Genomic DNA, 18,774 nt, shown 5'->3' with positions numbered 1-18,774 from the left:
GATGGCGATGAACATGGCGGCAACAGCAACGCCCGCACCGCGTGTGCGGCGCGGTTCACTTCAGCTGTGTGGCTATTTGCTGATTTTACCGGCGCTGGGTTTTCTGCTGCTGTTCACCCATTATCCTGCGCTGGCAACGGTGTGGGAAAGCCTGTTCAGCGCTGCCCGTGCAGGTCATCCGGCCCACTTTGTCGGGCTGGATAACTACGCTGCGCTGCTGGATGATGATGTGTTTATCCGGTCGCTGTGGAATAACCTGTTGTATGCCTTGATCACTATACCGCTTGCGGTTTCCCTGGCGTTATTGATGGCCCTGGCCGTTAACCGACGGCTGGCGGGTAACGCCGCTGTGCGTGCAGCCTTCTTTATTCCCTCTCTGCTGCCGATGATAGCCATCGCCAATCTGTGGCTGTTTTTCTACACACCACAACTGGGACTTCTGAATAAGCTGCTTGCGCTGTTTTCTGTCGCACCGGTTAACTGGCTCGGCGAACCCGGCACGACGCTCGGGTGCCTGATGGCCGTTTCTGTCTGGCGCGAGGCTGGTTTTTTTATGATTTTTTATCTGGCTGCGTTACAGCAGATCGATCCGCGCCTCAGCGAAGCAGCACAAATCGAAGGGGCGTCAAAGGGGTATTTTTTTCGCCGCGTCCAGTGGCCGTTACTGATGCCGACGACGTTGTTCGTGCTGATTAATGCCTCAATGAATGCATTTCGTATCGTCGATCAGGTGATTGCGATGACCAACGGTGGCCCGGACAACAGCAGCAGCCTGTTACTGTTTTATATCTACCGTACGGCATTCAGCTACTGGGATCTCCCTGCGGCAGCGGCGATGACCGTCGCATTGCTGCTGATTTTAGCCCTGATTGCGGTGCTGAAATTTTCCCTGTTGGATAAGCGAGCGCACTATCAATGAAGCCTGAATTCTCTGCGGGCCGACTGTGCCTGAATATGGTTATCTGGCTGGCGGCGCTGCTGTGGTTGTTACCGATACTGGTGGCGTTGTGGGTAGCGGTTCACCCGGCGGCCGATCAGGGAAGCTTCTCGCTGTGGGCACCCCTGACGCTACAAAATTTCACGGATGCCTGGCACGCCGCGCCTTTTGGCCGCTATTTCCTGAATACCATATTGCTGGTGGTCATGATTGTGGTGTGTCAGCTTATCCTGGCCACGATGGCGGCGTACGCGCTGGTCAGGTTTCGCCTGAAATATTCGGGTTTTCTGTTCGCGCTTATCCTGTTACAGCTGATGATAAGCCCGGATGTCCTGATCCTGAATAATTACAAAACCATTGGTGCGCTGGGCTTGCGCGATACGTTGACCGGCATTGCCTTGCCGTATTTTGCTTCAGCATTTGCGATTTTCTTGCTGCGCCAGACCTTTAAAAGCATCCCTGTGGTGCTGGAAGAAGCGGCCATTGTAGAGGGCGCCAGTCGGTTTTATATCCTGCGCAAAATCTATATTCCGCTGGCCAGGCCAATCTATATCGCTTTTGCACTGGTCTCCATTAGTTTCCACTGGAATGATTTTCTGTGGCCGCTGGTTATTACGGATTCTGTAAAAGTCCGTCCGTTGACGGTAGGACTGCAGTTATTTTCGGCACCGGAGCAGGGCGTGCAATGGGCACTGATTGGGGCGGCAACGATCATGACAACGCTGCCGCTGTTGCTGTTGTTTCTGGTGTTCCAGCGCCAGTTTATCCAGTCATTTATGCGCGCAGGCATTCGCTAAGGAAAATAACATGTTAACGCCGCACACTCTCAGCCCGTCACAGCGTACCTTGCTTGCGGATATTGCGTCGCTGTATCAGCCGCCATCGTTACGTGCGTTGCCCGTCAGAGATAATGGCATCCGTTTTGGTCTGCTTGCCGATCCTCAGTATGCTGATGTGGATCCGGATATCAGCAATAATCTTTATTACCGCAATGGCCTTAATAAACTCAGCCAGACCATCAAGGCATTCAACGCGGAGCCGCTGGATTTTGTGGTGACGCTGGGCGATCTGGTGGATCGCCACTGGCAAAGCTATGCCGCCATACTGCCGGTGTTTGCCCGGTTACAGCATCCGCATGCTGTGGTACTGGGCAACCATGATGCGCAGACTATCGCTGAACGACTAGATAATCAGGCTCCCTTACCCAAAGGCTATTACGCTTTCCGTTTTAACGGTTGGCGCTTTGTTGTTTACGATGGCAACGATATGAGCCTGTACTGTAATACCCTCAACGGCCGCGATCGTGAAGAGGCCGCAGCCTTGTTAGCGCAACTGCAACATGACCAACAACCTCAGGCGCAGCCCTGGAACGGTGCCGTTGGCAGGCAACAATTCAACTGGATTGAACAGCAGCTACAGGCTGCCCAACAGTCACGGGAAAGCGTGATTGTTTTTGGCCACTATCCGCTGGCGCCCGTAACCACGCACCGCCTGATGAATGCCCCCGTGCTGGTGGCGTTATTCACGCGTTATCGCATACGCGCCTGTTTTGCCGGGCACGATCATCGTGGAGGTTATGCCTGTATCGACGGGACGGAATTTTTCACTCTGAAAGGCATGCTGGATGGCCCCACAGCGGTGCCCTTTGCGTGGGTTGATATCACGGGTGACCAACTCAGGGTGTCCGGTTTTGGTGGAGAAATCAGCCGGGGCTAGCGTTTTGTGGGTGCGGGTTCAGCGTGTCTGATGCAGGGGAAACGCGAACAGCGCTGTGTTATGCATTTTAGTTACATCATACTCTAACGATTTTCTGCCAGGGTGCCGGCATCAACTTTCGCGGCAAAATAGCGTTAGCAGCAGATAATCAGCGAACATACCTTTTCGAGGAAACCCGCTTTCATCGGCCCGCCAGAAGCGCGTGCTATCCGTGACGGCGTAACGTGGAGCGGCAGCAGGGCAGAGGTTAACGTGCAGTGTAATAAGGAAAACCCCCAGTTTCCTCACCACTATCACCTTGTTCATTCATCTTGCGGGTGAATTCTTTGCACTGATTACCTGCTCGCTCCAGTGATGCCGCGCCCGAGGTAAAGCGTTCCGGTCCATCACAGACCAGCAAAGTGCGCTTTAATCGACTCGCAAAGTGATGCGGCTGCAGGGGATAACGGTTTTTCAGCACAGTGCAGGCTGACGCCAATCGTGCCCATTTCCGGCAGAGCTGATGTCAGCAACGTTAGCGAAGACGGTAAGCCCATCTGTGTCCGCAAGGTAATACCCAGCCCTGCCTCCGCGGCGGCCCATATTCCGCTCAGACTGCGGCTGGTGAACGCAATACGCCAGGGAATATTTGCCCTGTCTAACGCCGCAGTGGCGGCGCTACGCATAAGGCAGGGCGCGTCAAAGACCAGCAAGGGTAGTGGTTGTCTAGCCTCCAGCAGACTCTGGACATCAAAACCCTTTACGCTGATCCAGTTGAGCGGCAACGCGCCAAGTGACTGACTGTGCGCCGTCGACTCCTCGCCTTGCCAGCAGAGGGCGACGTCAATCTCGTGCTGGCGTATTGCGGTCAGTAAGGGCTGATTGCGGCTCACGGATGCTGAAATTTGCACGTCGGGATGCGCACGCGAAAACTGACCCAGAACGGCAGGCAGTAATGTTTCGCCAAAATCTTCCTGCAAACCCAGCCGCACTTCTCCGCCAATCCCGCTGGCCTTGATGGCGGCACAGGCTTCGTCATTCAGGCTCATCAGCCTGCGCGCATAGGCAAGCATAATCTCGCCCTGCGCGGTAAGCGTCAGATGCCGTCCTGACTTCTGCACCAGCGCTGCTCCCGCCTGGTATTCCAGTTTCTTTAGCTGAGCGCTCACCGCCGAGGTTGATCGGCCCAGGCGCTGCGCGGCAGACGCAAAGCTCCCCAGTTCAATGCCGGTCACAAACGTACGCAGGCTTTCTGCATCAAACGTCACGGGCCTTTTCGCCATTCTTATTCATCCCATAAAACGGGACTGTTTGTCCCAATATTTCTGATTTTATAAATCATCGCCGCATTTTATCTTTTTATCACACCCACAGAAGGAAAGAGAAATGAACCCAATACCGTTAACGCGCGAAAAGCTGGCTGAGATCGCGCCCAGGCTGGCAGCGTTAAGTGAAGACATTTTATTTGGCGATATCTGGCAGCGCGACGGGCTTTCACCGCGAGACAGAAGTCTGATTACTGTCAGTGCGCTTATTGCGTTAAACCGACCCGAACAACTGAGCTGGCATCTGAAACTGGCTCGCAAGAATGGCCTCTCTGAGGCTGAGCTCACGGAAATGATGACCCACCTGGCCTTTTATTGCGGCTGGCCGGCAGCTGTTTCCGCCCTCACGGTTTTTAAAAACACGCTCTCAGAGTAAGGAATATCTATGCCCGTCAGTCGTATTGCGATATCTGAACACCGTATTGAACAGTGGCGTGAGGCTATCTCCACAGCGTTACAGGACGCACTCGAGACCTCTTTTTCTGTGCCGCACGGGGATTGTTTTCAGTTCTTTGACAGTTATCACCGTCATACACGTATTTTTGACCGGCACTATTTGTGCACCACGCAGACGGGCCGAAGTGATGACTTTCTTCTGTTTCACATTACGGCAGGGAAAGCGCGTAGCCTCGCACAAAAGCAGGCTTTTTATGCAGATTTGAATGCGCGTCTGGTAAAGGCGATTGGCATTAATCCGGCTGACGTCATGATTGTCGTGAATTTCAGTGACCCTGAGGACTGGTCATTTGGCAACGGCAAGGTGTTTAGTCTGGCCGATATCTCATCACGCTGAGGAGAAAAAATATGCTGGCGATGCAGTACCATTTTGTTCTTCCCGCTGACTACGATATGACAATCATTCAGCGCAGGATTGCTGACAACGGCAAAAAAATGGATAACTTTCCGGGCCTGCTGTTTAAAGCCTATCTTTACGCCTGGCAGAAGGGCGCCGATATAAACGGCCAGGAAAGCAGTTATGCCCCGTTTTATCTCTGGCAGGACGCGGACAGTATGCACCGCTTTTTAGCCAGCGAGGGGTTCAAAAGGTTGACGCAGGCCTTTGGCTGGCCGCGTATTGATACCTTTCCGGTGCTGTCTGCCGACATATCGACGGCTATCAGCCAGGCGAGTTGGGCCGTCTGTGAAATCAGCCCCGTACAACCTTACAGCGATCTCGCGCTACTGACTCACCATCGGCCGCTGGACAACGCGCTGGCACGGGTGTCCGCACTGGACGCCTGCGGCTGGCGGCGCCTGACATTCACCTTATGGCGAACGCCGCAGGCCGTCACTTGTCCGGCTCGCGCTTATCAGGTCGGATATATTGCGCGGGCGTGACCGACGGACCGTTACGCTCTGTCACACATTTATCTTACTAACCGCATATCTATTAGAACGGTTATATGACTATCTTATTTTATCTGCCGGGTACGTGTGTATGACCTTTCTGTCCGCCCGGCCATGCGGCTAAATATTTCCATTTTTTGCCAGTGAATCTAGTATTAATGTGCATAAGGCACTGTTGCCTGTTTGCCGATGGAGAGAAAAAGAATGCATCAAATGAAGCGCCTGAAAATGCTGACGGCAGCGACGCTGCTGGCGTTAAGCCTGCCTGTGACTTCTGCGTTTGCTGCGCTGGCCGCAGGAGAAACCGCACCGGACTTTAAACTGGAAGCGGCTCTGGCAGGTAAAGAAACGACCTTCTCCTTACAGCAGGCACTGAAAAAAGGACCGGTTGTACTTTATTTCTTCCCGGCGGCGTTCAGCGCCGGCTGCACGCTGGAAGCGCATGCTTTTGCGGAAGCAACCGATGAGTTTAAAAAGCAGGGCGCAACGGTAATTGGCGTGACCGCAGGTAATACCGATCAGATTGCGAAATTCTCTCAGCTTGAGTGTCGCGATAAGTTCACCGTCGCCGCCGATCCGGGTGCCAAAGTGGCGGCCGAATACAAAAGTACGATGGAAATGAAAGGCAAAACTCTGTCTGACCGCACATCGTATGTTATTGCGCCGGATGGCAAAATTTTGCTGAGTTACACCGATAAAAATCCAGAGGCCCATATTCAGAAGACCCTGGATGCCGTGAAAAAATACCGTCAGGCTAATCCGGCTTAATCTCACATCTGGACAGCGCCATCATGTTGACTGCTATCGCCGCCGCGTTTCTGGGCGGCATTATTCTTAATCTCATGCCCTGTGTATTCCCGGTGATCTCGCTGAAGGCCCTGAGTCTGCTGCGCCACAATGCCCAACCCGCACATGCGCGAGCCGAAGGGCTGGCTTTTCTGGTGGGTGTGGTTGTCACGATGGTGCTGCTGGTCAGTGTGCTGTTACTGGCAAGAATGGGGGGCGCTTCCGTCGGCTGGGGTTTTCAGTTGCAATCGCCGCTGGTGATAGCCTTACTGGTGCTAATCATGGTGGCATCGGCCCTCAACCTGTTCGGCCTGTTTGAGGTTGGCTTATCCCTTCAGCGGGCGGGTGAAGTCGGAGGCGAGCGGGGAGGGCTAACCGGATCGGCACTCACCGGCGCGCTGGCCATCGTCGTCGCCACGCCCTGTAGCGCGCCGTTTATGGCCAGCGCCATCGGCTATGCCTTTACGCAACCTCCCGTTATCAGTGTGGTTATTTTCCTTTCACTGGCGCTGGGGTTTGCAGCACCGTTCACACTAATTTCCTTTTTCCCTGTGTTTGCCCGCCTGCTACCTGCGCCGGGTGCCTGGATGATCACGCTCAAACACGGGCTCGCCTTTCCCATGCTGGGGGCGGCGGGGTGGTTGATTTGGGTACTGGAGCGTCAGGCGGGTTCGACAGCCCTGGCAGCCATTCTGACATGCTGCCTGGTGCTGAGTTTTGCCGCCTGGCTGTATGGTATGGCGCAAAAGCGACAGATGATGGGAAGGCGGCACTGGGCATTACACATCGCTACAGCCGCCATGGTCGTTCTGTTAATTCCGCCGTTGTTAACATTGAAAACCGCCACGACAACGCCGGATTCGCCCGATACCGTTGCCGCGGCCGCGGTGGCATGGACACCTCAAAATGTTGAGGCGATAAAAGGTCAGGGCAAACCCGTTCTGGTCAATTTTACGGCCTCATGGTGCATTACCTGTCAGGTTAACGAGCGCACTTCCCTGTCGACGCAGGCGGTTAAGCAAGCTATGGCGCGCACTGACACCATCTATATGATTGCGGACTCTACGAAGTACAATCCTGATGTCGAACAGGCGCTCAGCGACTTTGGTCGCGGCGGATTGCCGCTGTATGTCGTTTACCCTGCGGATGGCGGAAAACCTGTCGTTCTGCCGCAGGTGTTAACCCCGGGCATCGTCATCACGGCACTGCAGCAGGCCAGCGAAAAAGGTAAAAAAACCTGATGGCCTTATTGCTGCGGCAGACCATTAAACCTGCATTCAGGCCTGCGCACGCATAAGGCGGGCCTGAACCTGCACGGCATGCACACAGGATGAACATGAAAACAATCGGACTGATCGGTGGGATGAGCTGGGAATCCACGCTGCCTTATTACCGCTTCATCAATGAAGGTATTCGGGAAAGACTGGGCGGATTACACTCGGCACGACTGCTGTTACACAGCGTCGATTTTCACGATATTGAAGTCTGTCAGCGTGAGGGCAACTGGGCACAGGCAGGCAAGCAGTTGGGTGAAGCCGCCCGGGGACTGGCACTTGCCGGGGCCGAAGCCATCGTGCTGTGTACCAATACGATGCACAAGGTTGCCGACGATATAGAAGCCCACTGCAATCTTCCCTTTTTACACATTGCCGATGCCACGGGCAGGGCGATAACAGCCAGAGGGATGACGCGAGTCGCCTTGCTGGGCACCCGCTATACGATGGAGCAGGATTTTTATCTGGGGCGGTTACAGCAACGGTTTTCGATTAACACGATCGTGCCGGAGGCGGAGCAGCGCGCCACCCTCAATCACATCATTTTTGATGAACTCTGCATGGGAAAATTTACCGAAAGCGCACGCCAGTATTATCTTGATGTGATCACGCAGCTGCGCGATCAGGGCGCGCAAGCGGTGATTTTCGGCTGCACGGAAATCGGCCTGCTGGTTCCCGAGGCGCAAAGCGCTCTGCCTGTCTTTGATACCACCAGCCTTCATGCCCGTGATGCCGTAGACTTTATGTTGTCCTGATTGTCCGTTATCCGGGCAACCAAAAAGTCTGTTCGTTGGCGTCATTAAGGGGTTTCAAATATCACGTAGAGCTTACGCATGGTCGTGTCCATAACCCATGTGCCTTCCGTATTTGCTTCAAAAAACAACGTATCGCCGGGTTTGAAATGCTGTGGTGTTTCGCCATCAGCAGTAAAAGATCCCGTTCCGGAAAGGAAGTGCATCATCTCCGCTTGCTTTACGCCGCGACGATAGCTGCCCGGCGAACATTCAAAAATGCCCATATCAATACTCTCATGACCCGGGATGACTTTCTGCAGCCCGGCGATCACGATTTCAGGTGAACCAGGTAATCCCTCAACGGTACCCCAGGGTTCGAGAGTGCTGATCGAAGCAGGTTGTTCAAGTTTTTGTACTTTCATTTTTTCTTCCTGAGCGATTGTCACGGTTATGGCAGGCATTGCACGTTGCCCTTAGCGTAAACAAAACCAGAAAAACAAAGCGCGTTTTAATTTCCTGCGTATGAAACTTCTGCTCATTCACCGTCGTCTTTAAAGCAGAATATGCCTGGCAAGGTCACGGCGCGTTCGGTACAGAGGCTAAGGGCGCAGTGTGCGGTTTTCCCGACACTTTGCGACTTAATGCCACACGACATCGTCGGACTGAAACTGGCGTAGGGCTATCAACAAAAAAGAAGGATCACGTTTAACGGTATCCGGCGATAGTTAACGGGTTCGTTTATCTGTTCTGCAATAAACAAAATCGCGGGATGGATTTGAAGAAGGCACTGGTGATGAATTAACCCTTTTAGTCATGACAGCCCTTTAGCGGATATCACTCTATTTGACGCAATCACGATGATTAAGGATTTACCAAAAAACGGTATCGAACATACCTGTAATTGCACGAGGCGAAAGCTTAAGGCGCTATTATTTGCGGTATGTCATTCTCCTGAATTAAACACCAGCAAGCCAGGTTATCCAGAGCGGGCGGCGCATCCGGCGTTTTTTCTTGTGAATGCAGGCAGTTACGATGTCATCTCACCTGCCAGACGCCGTGGGATCGCAGCCTGATTTAAGTCACGTATTCTGAGCATGCTTTGACTGTTTTTTAAAGCAAAACAGACAGGCTTATTTCGCAACAGGTAGCGTTGAGATGGGTTTCGATCCCGGTTAATCGCTTTTTCCGCCAGGCTTAACCATGCCCGTTCTCGCCGACTTTATCCGTCTGTTGATTTTTTCGCCTTGCGGCGAAATAAGATTTTTAATGAAAGTTAAACGTCGCATAAACGTAACAGAACCTGAACGGCAAAAACGTACAACATCGCTACGCTCAATAAAGGTAAATCATTTTCATAATCGTTACGGAGTCAAATTGATGCATAAACTTTCGATTGTTGTTATTACCGCAGGTCTGCTCATGGCAATGAGTACTCAGGTCGAAGCGAAAGGGTGCCTGAAAGGTGCAGCCGTCGGTGGCGTTGCCGGGCATATGAAAAACCACGGTGCAGCGGGTGCGGCGGCTGGCTGTGCGGTTGGGCATCATATGGCGAAGAAAAAACAAAAAGAGGCGGATGCTAAGCAGCAAGGGCAGCAGTAAATCTCGCCTCCCTACACCGTCCGTCAGCGGACAGGTGTAGGGCAGATCAGGCTTTCACCGCAGGTAATCTCTTCTCTCCCTTTCGTGACGCACGTTAGCTCAGCAGGCTGGCGGCCACGTTTACAGATAACCCCAGAATCGTCAGATTAAAGATAAAAGAGATGACCGACTGCAGCAGGGCGAGTTTTCGCATTTCTGTTGTGCCCGTTGCCACATCGGCGGTCTGAGAAGCCACCGCGATGGTAAAAGAGAAATAGAGAAAATCCCAGTAAGCCGGGTGCGCAGGTTTCTCTGGAAAGATCATCGGGGTAACGCTGCTGCTACGATGCAAATAGTGCTGGTGTGCATAATGCATGGCAAACGCGCTGGGCAGTAAAGCCCAGGAGGCGATGAGCGTTATGGCGGTCAGAAGCAAATGCAGGGCCCGCGGTGTGCCCGTCAGGCTTTTCAGCGTGGGAAGCTCACTCATAATGGCCACCATACTGATCGTACAGGCTACAATCACCAGCCCCAGTACCAGTGCGGCACTTTGATCCTGCATCCGGGCGATTCGTTTAATCTGATCAGGCGCAGTGCGTAACATACGAAACCAGATAAACCAAAGATAGAGCCACGCCAGCACGTTCCAGCTTATCAACAGTCGCTGCATTTGCCCCAACTGTTCGGGCAGTAAAAAATAGCAGACGATACCCGCAACGACAGAGATGAGCAGGCGCAACCGGGCGAAAAGATTTGAGCCAAAGGAAGAGTGCATGGTCATGGGTTTTTACTGGTAATTGAATCAGTTAACTCTAGTGTATTCCGGATTATCCTGCCGTAAAAAAAGCACGAGATTTACCCTGCGTTGTGGATGGGATGATGATGACATTCAACTCTGAGTCAAATGCCCCAGCTACCGAACCTAACAGATGCGGTTATGTGCAATGTCATCCCATTTCGTCTTTCTGTTCTGTACCGGCACCGAGAATGTGCAACGCACATTCATTACTCATCATTCTGGTGCTTAGCGGCCTGAAAATCGGGTAATTGCCTGATTTCTGGAAATATGATTTCTGGCACGTCAATTGCAAAACTGTGAACAGTACGCAGCGCAACACATAATCTGATAGCAATAGCTGGCTAGGGTTCCGGTTCACGCAGGTGAATGTCTGGTCCGAGAGCTGGCGACCTCTGCGAGGTTACACGGCGGGACAAAAGCCCGGGAGACAGCAGCACCGTGAGGTGTCGCGCTGCTCCTTTTTTGTGCCAACCAGAGGTTAACCATGAAAACAACGTCGTTCATCCGCACGCTTTTGCTGTCACTGATCTTGCTGATTAGCTTTCCTTCCTTCGCCGCGGTCAAAAAAGAATTCAACATCTGCTGGACGATCTATGCGGGCTGGATGCCCTGGGGCACCATCAGTAATGAAAAAATTATTGATAAATGGGCCAGCAAATACGGCATCAAAATCAATATCGTTCAACTCAACGACTACATCGAATCCATTAACCAGTATACAGCGGGGCAGTTTGACGGCTGCACCATGACTAATATGGATGCGCTGACTATCCCGGCGGCAGGCGGCGTGGATTCGACTGCGCTGATCACCGGCAGCTATTCCGATGGCAACGACGGTATAGTCCTGAAAGGGGTGAATAAAAAACTCAGCGACCTGAAGGGCATGTCGGTCTATTTACCTGAGTTGTCGGTATCGCACTATCTTCTGGTTCGCGGACTGGAAAAAGCCGGACTGCAGGAAAAGGACGTGAAGGTCGTCAATACCTCGGATGCGGATATCGTCTCGGCCTTTGGCACCAGCAACGTGCGGGCGGTGGTCGCCTGGAACCCGCAACTGTCCGTCATCAAAAAGACACCACAAACCACTGAAGTGTTCAGCTCCTCCCAGGTCCCCGGTGAACTCATCGACATGATGGTGGTGAACACCCAGACGCTGAAAGATAACCCGGCTCTCGGCAAAGCGCTGACCGGAGCCTGGTTTGAAATGATGGCAAAAATGCACGCAGGCGATACAAAAGTGCTGAGTGAGATGGCTGCTGATTCCGGTACCGACCTTGCGGGCTATCAGGCCCAGCTGAAAACGACCCACCTGTTCTGGACACCTGCCGAAACGCTGGCCTTTATTTCTTCCCCGGAATTACCAAAAACCATGCAGCGCGTGGCGACATTCTCCTTTGATAAAGGGCTGCTGGGTCAGGGCGCACAGAGCGCTGACTTTATCGGCATGACGTTCCCGGGCAACGTCACCATTGGCGACAGGGCTAACAGCAAGCTGCGCTTCGACGACAGCTATCTGAAACTGGCCGCCGCGGGCAAGTTGTAACCACTGACCACGGGAGTTCGTGCCATGCGCCTCATCAACCGCTATCCCCGCCAGGGCATGCGCCTGACGCTAATGCTGTTGCCCTTCGTGCTGATTATCGCCGCCTGGTTTATCGGGTCGGCGGTGCGGCTCGAAGCCAATCCGCAGGACAAACTGCTGCCCGGCCTGTCGCAGATGATTGATGCCATTGACCGGATGGCTTTCACGCCGGATAAGCGCAGTGGTGAATACCTGCTGTGGACCGATACGTTTACCAGCCTGAGCCGCCTGCTGCTGGGGCTGGCGCTCTCCTCGTTGATCGGCCTGTGTCTGGGTATCGCCGCAGGGGTGTTCCCGCTGTCCCGCGCCGCCCTGTCACCCCTGCTGACGGTTGTCTCCATGATTCCGCCGCTGGCGATTCTGCCCGTGCTGTTTATTGTTTTCGGCCTGGATGAGTTGTCAAAAGTGATGCTTATCGTCATTGGCATTACGCCGATGCTCGCGCGCGATCTTGAACACCGGGCGCGGGAAATCCCGGCAGAACTCTTTATCAAAGCGCAAACCCTGGGGGCGAATAGCTGGACGGTTGTGCTGCGGGTGGTCCTGCCGCAGCTGTTATCGCGGCTTATTACCTCGCTACGTCTGCTGCTGGGATCGGCCTGGCTGTTTTTAATCTCTTCTGAAGCGATTTCGGCGACCGCCGGGCTCGGCTATCGCATTTTCCTGGTGCGGCGTTACATGGCGATGGATGTGATTATCCCTTATGTCATCTGGATCACGCTGCTGGCATGGCTGATGGATCTGGGCCTGCGCAGGTTGCACAACGCCTGTTTCCCCTGGGCGGAAGGAGGCCGGAAATGAGTTTTATCAGCATCAGGAATATCTGGCAGGAGTACGGCGATCATGTGGTGCTGGAGCGTATCAGTTTGCAGGTTAAAGAGGGTGAATTCTGCTCCCTGGTCGGTGCATCGGGCTGCGGAAAGTCGACATTTTTACGCCTGCTGCTGGGTCAGGAGAAACCTACCCGGGGAGAGATCACGCTGGATGGCAAGGCTCTGGCAACAGAACCAGACCGTAGCCGCGGCGTCGTGTTTCAGCGCTATTCCGTGTTTCCCCATCTCAACGTCCTGGATAACGTCGCGACAGGACTTGAGTTACCTGCTTCCCCGCTGTTTGGCCGCCTGTTTGGTGCCCGGAAACGCGAGGCCCGCCAGCAGGCGCGCGCGATGCTGGAGAAGGTGGGGCTGGGAAATGCGCTGGATAAATATCCGGCGCAGCTCTCCGGCGGCATGCAGCAAAGGCTGGCGATTGCCCAGGCATTCATCATGCAACCGCGAGTGTTGTTGCTTGATGAACCTTTTGGCGCACTGGATCCCGGCATTCGCAAAGATATGCATGCGCTGTTGCTTCAACTATGGAGTGAAACCCGTATGACGGTGTTTATGGTCACTCACGATCTTGCCGAAGGCTTCAACCTGGGTACCCGGCTACTGGTATTCGACAAAGTCCGTCACGATCCCCAGGCCCCTGATGCCTGGGGCGCACGTATCACTTACGACATTCCGCTTAATGAGGCGCGAATGGCACAGCTAATGGCAGACAGTAAAGACAACGTTTATGCATTAAGGAGACAGCAATGACCGCACGTTTTCACTCGGCTCCCAGCCTGCGCGAAGAGCGGCTTCCCGGCGGGGCGCATACCTCACTCATTCTGCGTAAAGGACAGATCCTGCGCCTGACCGATCTCGACGGCGGCGCTAACGTCAGCATGATGATGCTCAATCCCCACGAAAAAAGTGAACGCCTGAATCTGCCGGATACGCTAAAGGGTCAGCATACTGCCCGGCTCACCACCGGGCACTGTTTCTACTCCGATATGGGCCGAGTACTCGCCGGAATCGTGGCGGACAGCTGTGGCTGGCACGACCCGTTTGGTGGCGTACTGAACGCGGCAGAAACGCGCGAAAAATATGGCACGGGGCGCTATCAGGAGCTGCGGAATGGCTTCCATCGTAACGGCGTCGATAATTTGTTGGTCGAAATGGGCAAATGGGATTTGGGTCTGGAAGATCTGCTCATGGTCGTTAACTTCTTCAGCAAAGTCACTGTAGATGAAGATGGCTACTTCCACTTCATCACAGCGAACAGTCGGGCAGGGGATTTTGTTGAGTTGTTTGCCCCTATGGACGTTCTGATCGTTTTGACCGCGCTGCCGCATCCGATGGATCCTGCCCCGGACTATGCCCCGCGCCCCATTCAGCTGAGCTGGTATCAGGCGGATGACGAACAGGCCGCTACCGAAGCGTTGTTTGTCCGCGATGAAAACCAGCGCGCGATTCGCAATACCCAACTTTTTGCCCTGTAAGGAGGCAGTGATGACCATGATTTCCAGCGACCGCCGCCCTGAAGATGCCGTGTACCGTCACGTTATCCCGGCGGGAGAACCCTGGCTGTTTGAGGTTAAAAAAGGGCAAACACTGCGTCTGCTCGATTTGGAAGGGAATCAGGCGATCGATACGCTGTTTTACAACGCGAATAACCCGCGTGAACGTTACGATCCTCAACGTACGCTACGCCGTCAGGGTAAGGCTTACCTGACCACCGGCAGCGTACTCTATTCCAATCTGGGCAATCCGTTGCTGACTATTGTCGCCGATACCTGCGGCCGTCACGATACGTTGGGCGGGGCTTGTGCGCAGGAAAGTAACACTGTGCGCTATGCCCATGACAAGCGCTATATGCACAGCTGCCGGGATAATTTTCTCTGTGCCTGCCTGCACGATGGCCGTCTGCATAAACGCGATATCGGTGCCAACATCAACTTTTTTATGAATGTCCCTGTTACCCCGCAAGGGGGACTGACCTTTGAGGACGGCATCTCTGCGGCCGGTAAATACGTTGAACTGCGTGCTGAGTGTAATACGGTAGTTTTAATCTCTAACTGTCCGCAGTTAAACAACCCCTGCAACGGCTGGAACCCTACACCCGCCGAGGTACTGGTGTGGAACTGAGTCCGGCGCGGCTGAGCGTTACGCGCGCCTGAACAACATCAGCCCCGGGGACGGCCCCAGGGGACATATCGACTTTGTGCGGGACGGCCCGCTTCCCTGAGAGTTCCGCTTATGTTTGATACCTTACTGATTGCCAACCGTGGCGCGATTGCCTGCCGCATTTTGCGTACCCTGCGTGCCATGCAGGTGAAGGGCGTGGCTGTGTACGCCGAAGCCGATCTCGGTAGCCTGCATATTCGCGACGCGGATGAAGCGTTAAGCCTTGGCGACGGCCCAGCGGCGCAAACCTATCTGGTCGCCGAAAAAATTATCGCCGCAGCGCAGCAAAGTGGCGCGCAGGCCATTCATCCGGGCTACGGTTTTCTCTCTGAAAATGCCGCGTTCGCGGAAGCCTGTGAGGCCGCAGGACTGATTTTTGTCGGCCCAACGCCGCAGCAGTTGCGAACCTTTGGCCTAAAGCACACGGCCCGGGCCCTGGCGAAAGCCGAAGGTGTGCCCTTACTGGAAGGCAGCGAATTACTGGCCGATGCCGCCGAAGCCTGCCGTGTCGCCGGGACAGTCGGTTATCCGGTGATGCTGAAAAGCACCGCGGGCGGCGGCGGAATTGGCATGCGCGTTTGCCGCGATGCGCACGAGCTGGCCGACGCGTTCGATACGGTACAGCGGCTGGGGCAAAACAACTTCAGCGACGCCGGCGTGTTTCTCGAAAACTATATCGAACGGGCGCGCCACCTTGAGGTGCAGATTTTCGGCGACGGGCAGGGTGAGGTTATCGCGCTGGGCGTGCGTGACTGCTCGGTGCAGCGGCGTAATCAAAAGGTCATCGAAGAAACCCCCGCGCCCAATCTGCCCGAAGGAATGGCGCAGGCGCTGTGCGAGGCGGCGGTTGCGCTGGGTAAAGCGGTAAACTATCGCAGTGCGGGCACGGTGGAGTTTGTTTATGACAGCGTCGCCCGCCAGTTTTACTTCCTGGAGGTCAATACCCGCCTTCAGGTAGAGCATGGCGTAACGGAACAGGTCTGGGGCGTTGACCTGGTGAAATGGATGATTGAACTGGCGGCGGGCACCTTGCCGCCGCTGCGTGAGCTGGCCTCGGGGCTTCAACCACAGGGCCATGCTGTTCAGGCACGGATTTATGCGGAAGATCCGGGACGGCAGTTTCAGCCCTCCCCCGGACTGCTCACGGAGGTGGCCTTTCCCGAAACCGAGAATGCCAGCCTGCGCATTGATCACTGGGTTGAAGCCGGTTGTGAAGTGCCGCCGTTTTTTGATCCGCTACTGGCAAAAATGATCGCCTGGCGGCCCAGCCGCGATGAGGCCATTGCCACGCTTTCGCAGGCGCTGGGGGAGACGCGTTTGTACGGTGTTGAAACCAATCGCCTCTATCTGCAGCAAATCCTGGCGTTTGCGCCCTTTGTCCACGGAGAACCCTGGACCCGTTGTCTTGAGCAGCTGTGTTATCAGGCGGCGACAGTTGAGGTGCTGAGTGCCGGTACGCAAACCAGCGTTCAGGATTACCCAGGCCGTCTGGGGTACTGGGCAGTCGGCGTACCGCCATCCGGGCCGATGGATGATCGCGCCCTGCGTTCAGGCAACCGGCTGCTGGGGAATGAGGAGGGCGAAGCCGCGCTGGAAATCACCCTCACCGGACCCATCCTGAAATTTAACACCGCCATTGAGGCGGTGATTTGCGGTGCATCGCTGAGCGCTACCCTGGATGGCCAGCCCGCGCCGATGGATTGTGTGTTTACGATATCCGCCGGAGCAACGCTGAAGCTGGGTGCCGTAAACGGTGCGGGCGTGCGAAGCTATCTTTGCCTGAGCGGCGGTATTCAGGTGCCAACATATTTAGGCAGCAAAAGCACCTTTACGCTCGGCCAGTTTGGTGGTCATGCCGGACGCGCCCTGCGCAGCGGTGATATCCTGCACCTGGCACCGCAGACGGCGCAGGCGGGCACGAAACTTCCTCTGGCTTTGCGTACGAATCTTCCGCAGGTCCGCACCTTGCGGGTGATTTATGGCCCCCATGGCGCGCCGGAGTTTTTTACGCCGGACTATATCGCCACCTTTTTTGCCACGGACTGGGAAGTGCATTTCAACTCCAGTCGCACGGGCGTTCGTCTGATTGGACCTAAGCCTGACTGGAGCCGCGACAGCGGCGGCGAAGCCGGACTGCACCCGTCGAATATTCACGATAACCCCTACGCTATTGGCGCGGTTGATTTTACCGGCGATATGCCGGTAATTCTGGGCCCGGATGGACCCAGTCTGGGAGGCTTCGTTTGTCCGGTCACGGTTATAGAAGCCGACCTCTGGCAACTGGGGCAACTGAAAGCCGGTGATAACGTGCGCTTTACCGCAGTGGATTTGCCCACCGCGCGTCAGCTGGCCCGGGAGCAACGCCAGGCGCTGGCAACGCTCTGCGCGCAGGAGACGGCCTGGCAACCTGCGCCGCTGACCTCGCCGATTGTTATGACCTGCGGCGAGGCCGATAAGCGCCTGGTGGCGCGGCTTTCGGGCGATACGCATCTGCTCCTCGAAGCCGGGGAGCCGGAACTGGACCTGGTTCTGCGTTTTCGCATTCATGCCCTGATGCAGGCGCTGGAAGCGCATGCAAAAGACGGGGTGATTGATATCACGCCGGGGATCCGTTCGCTGCAAATCCATTTTCAGCCTGAAATTCTCATCCATGACGCGCTGTTGGCATGGGTGCGCGGCGAGTGGCTCACAGTTTGTATGCATGATGATCTGCAGGTGCCGACGCGCGTGGTGCATCTGCCGCTTTCCTGGGACGATCCCGCCTGCCGTCAGGCGATTGAAAAATACATGACTACGGTACGTCCTGATGCGCCGTGGTGCCCCAGCAACCTGGAGTTTATTCGTCGGATTAACGATCTGCCTGACGAGCAGGCGGTCTGGAAAACGGTATTTGAAGCCAGCTACCTGGTTATGGGGCTGGGCGATGTCTATCTTGGCGCGCCGGTAGCGACACCGCTGGATCCGCGCCATCGTCTTGTCACCACAAAATATAATCCGGCGCGTACCTGGACGGCAGAAAATTCGGTCGGTATCGGTGGGGCTTACCTGTGCGTTTACGGTATGGAAGGGCCCGGTGGCTATCAGTTTGTGGGCCGCACGCTTCAGATGTGGAACCGCTATCGCGACGTCATCGATTTTGCCGGAAAACCTTGGCTACTGCGCTTCTTCGATCAACTGCGTTTTTACCCCGTATCCGCCGGGGAACTGATGCAAATCCGCCGCGATTTTCCACTGGGACGCTATCCGCTGCGCATTGAGCACAGCACGCTGCGGTTAAGCGATTATCAGCAGTTTCTTGCTCAGGAGGCGCAGAGCATCGCGGCGTTTCGTGACCATCAGCAAAAGGCGTTTAATGCGGAACGCGATCGCTGGATCGCCAGCGGGCAGGCTCATTTCGACAGCAAGGAAAGCGTGGTGGAAGAGGGCGGCGATAGGTCATTACAGCAGGACGAACAGGGCGTCGAAAGCCCGGTTTCCGGCAATCTCTGGCAGGTGCAAACCACGGCGGGAAGTCGCGTGCGTGCGGGGGATGTGCTGGTCGTGCTGGAATCCATGAAAATGGAGATTCCGCTGCTGGCGCCGTGCGACGGCATCATTCAGCAGATAAACGTGCAGCCAGGCAGTGCTGTGCGCGCGGGACAGCGGGTTGCGGTGATAAGGGAAGAGAACGTCTGAAGCGGGAGCGGTTTCGGGCCCCGGATAGCGATTACCGCCGGGGCTGATCACG

At 55.1% G+C, this 18,774-nt stretch carries 19 protein-coding genes and 1 riboswitch; of the genes, 16 read left to right on the top strand and 3 right to left on the bottom strand.

From position 1 onward, the window contains the following. Position 1: 1 nt before the first annotated feature. Genes C1N64_RS21910 through C1N64_RS21900 form a run of 3 tightly spaced genes read left to right on the top strand, consistent with a single transcriptional unit; the run spans position 2 to position 2,653 of the window. Positions 2-919 carry a carbohydrate ABC transporter permease gene (locus C1N64_RS21910; protein WP_205954633.1) on the top strand — a complete coding sequence of 306 codons (918 nt, stop codon included), beginning with the start codon at positions 2-4 and terminating at the stop codon, positions 917-919. Beyond that, positions 916-1,734 carry a carbohydrate ABC transporter permease gene (locus C1N64_RS21905; RefSeq protein WP_033742272.1) on the top strand — a complete coding sequence of 273 codons (819 nt, stop codon included), beginning with the start codon at positions 916-918 and terminating at the stop codon, positions 1,732-1,734. Before C1N64_RS21910 ends, C1N64_RS21905 begins: the two co-directional genes overlap by 4 nt. 10 nt (positions 1,735-1,744) lie before the next feature. Then, positions 1,745-2,653, top strand: coding sequence for a metallophosphoesterase (locus C1N64_RS21900; RefSeq protein WP_205954634.1), 909 nt, complete (start codon positions 1,745-1,747; stop codon positions 2,651-2,653). A 386-nt stretch (positions 2,654-3,039) separates the two neighbouring features. Here the strand turns inward: C1N64_RS21900 and C1N64_RS21895 are convergent, their stop codons facing one another. After that, a complete protein-coding gene (locus tag C1N64_RS21895; RefSeq protein WP_054634093.1) occupies positions 3,040-3,915 on the bottom strand; it encodes a LysR substrate-binding domain-containing protein in 876 nt (291 codons plus the stop codon). A 103-nt stretch (positions 3,916-4,018) separates the two neighbouring features. Here C1N64_RS21895 and C1N64_RS21890 point away from each other — a divergent pair, with 103 nt between their 5' ends. From C1N64_RS21890 to C1N64_RS21865, 6 genes are all read left to right on the top strand, one after another. Next, positions 4,019-4,333 carry a carboxymuconolactone decarboxylase family protein gene (locus C1N64_RS21890; protein WP_394515542.1) on the top strand — a complete coding sequence of 105 codons (315 nt, stop codon included), beginning with the start codon at positions 4,019-4,021 and terminating at the stop codon, positions 4,331-4,333. A 9-nt stretch (positions 4,334-4,342) separates the two neighbouring features. Continuing rightward, entirely contained in the window at positions 4,343-4,750 is a 408-nt protein-coding gene (locus C1N64_RS21885) for a tautomerase family protein (protein ID WP_205954637.1), read from the top strand. Positions 4,751-4,761: 11 nt separating this feature from the next. Then, positions 4,762-5,295: a DUF4865 family protein gene (locus C1N64_RS21880; RefSeq protein ID WP_394515541.1), complete on the top strand. Its 534-nt coding sequence runs from the start codon at positions 4,762-4,764 to the stop codon at positions 5,293-5,295. Between the two features lie 213 nt (positions 5,296-5,508). Further along, positions 5,509-6,072, top strand: a complete 564-nt coding sequence (locus tag C1N64_RS21875; RefSeq protein WP_033742266.1) for a peroxiredoxin — start codon at positions 5,509-5,511, stop codon at positions 6,070-6,072. Between the two features lie 23 nt (positions 6,073-6,095). Further along, positions 6,096-7,331 carry a protein-disulfide reductase DsbD family protein gene (locus C1N64_RS21870; RefSeq protein ID WP_006122090.1) on the top strand — a complete coding sequence of 412 codons (1,236 nt, stop codon included), beginning with the start codon at positions 6,096-6,098 and terminating at the stop codon, positions 7,329-7,331. A gap of 95 nt (positions 7,332-7,426) precedes the next feature. Then, positions 7,427-8,119 (top strand): aspartate/glutamate racemase, encoded by a 693-nt coding sequence (locus C1N64_RS21865; RefSeq protein WP_006122091.1) that lies wholly within the window; start codon positions 7,427-7,429, stop codon positions 8,117-8,119. Positions 8,120-8,163: 44 nt separating this feature from the next. On the opposite strand, the gene C1N64_RS21860 is transcribed toward C1N64_RS21865, so the two are convergent. Then, a complete protein-coding gene (locus C1N64_RS21860; protein WP_164483355.1) occupies positions 8,164-8,520 on the bottom strand; it encodes a cupin domain-containing protein in 357 nt (118 codons plus the stop codon). A 955-nt stretch (positions 8,521-9,475) separates the two neighbouring features. On the opposite strand from C1N64_RS21860, the gene C1N64_RS21855 reads away from it, so the two are divergent. Next, positions 9,476-9,697 (top strand): hypothetical protein, encoded by a 222-nt coding sequence (locus C1N64_RS21855; RefSeq protein WP_033742263.1) that lies wholly within the window; start codon positions 9,476-9,478, stop codon positions 9,695-9,697. A gap of 94 nt (positions 9,698-9,791) precedes the next feature. Here C1N64_RS21855 and C1N64_RS21850 read toward each other — a convergent pair whose 3' ends face one another. Then, positions 9,792-10,451, bottom strand: coding sequence for a DUF1345 domain-containing protein (locus C1N64_RS21850; protein WP_058708927.1), 660 nt, complete (start codon positions 10,449-10,451; stop codon positions 9,792-9,794). A gap of 354 nt (positions 10,452-10,805) precedes the next feature. Next, a riboswitch (guanidine-I (ykkC/yxkD leader) is annotated at positions 10,806-10,904 on the top strand. Between the two features lie 55 nt (positions 10,905-10,959). Between C1N64_RS21850 and C1N64_RS21845 the strand changes: the two genes are divergently transcribed. The 6 genes from C1N64_RS21845 (at position 10,960) to uca (ending at position 18,722) form a co-directional block, all read left to right on the top strand. Next, positions 10,960-12,018: a putative urea ABC transporter substrate-binding protein gene (locus C1N64_RS21845; RefSeq protein WP_058708848.1), complete on the top strand. Its 1,059-nt coding sequence runs from the start codon at positions 10,960-10,962 to the stop codon at positions 12,016-12,018. Between the two features lie 24 nt (positions 12,019-12,042). Beyond that, the gene (locus tag C1N64_RS21840) at positions 12,043-12,858 is read left to right on the top strand and encodes an ABC transporter permease (protein ID WP_110268551.1); all 816 of its coding nucleotides are present in this window, start codon (positions 12,043-12,045) and stop codon (positions 12,856-12,858) included. Beyond that, complete coding sequence (locus tag C1N64_RS21835) at positions 12,855-13,637, top strand: ABC transporter ATP-binding protein (protein ID WP_205951462.1); 783 nt, start codon at positions 12,855-12,857, stop codon at positions 13,635-13,637. Before C1N64_RS21840 ends, C1N64_RS21835 begins: the two co-directional genes overlap by 4 nt. After that, positions 13,634-14,362 (top strand): urea amidolyase associated protein UAAP1, encoded by a 729-nt coding sequence (locus C1N64_RS21830; protein ID WP_367144065.1) that lies wholly within the window; start codon positions 13,634-13,636, stop codon positions 14,360-14,362. Before C1N64_RS21835 ends, C1N64_RS21830 begins: the two co-directional genes overlap by 4 nt. 10 nt (positions 14,363-14,372) lie before the next feature. Further along, positions 14,373-15,008: an urea amidolyase associated protein UAAP2 gene (locus tag C1N64_RS21825; protein ID WP_394515540.1), complete on the top strand. Its 636-nt coding sequence runs from the start codon at positions 14,373-14,375 to the stop codon at positions 15,006-15,008. A gap of 111 nt (positions 15,009-15,119) precedes the next feature. Next, positions 15,120-18,722: an urea carboxylase gene (gene uca, locus C1N64_RS21820; RefSeq protein WP_394515539.1), complete on the top strand. Its 3,603-nt coding sequence runs from the start codon at positions 15,120-15,122 to the stop codon at positions 18,720-18,722. Positions 18,723-18,774 lie beyond the last annotated feature (52 nt).

Source organism: Pantoea sp. SGAir0215 (assembly GCF_043543215.1).
The sequence above is the reverse complement of the archived record's forward strand: the minus strand, read 5'-3'. Positions and strand labels throughout refer to the sequence as shown.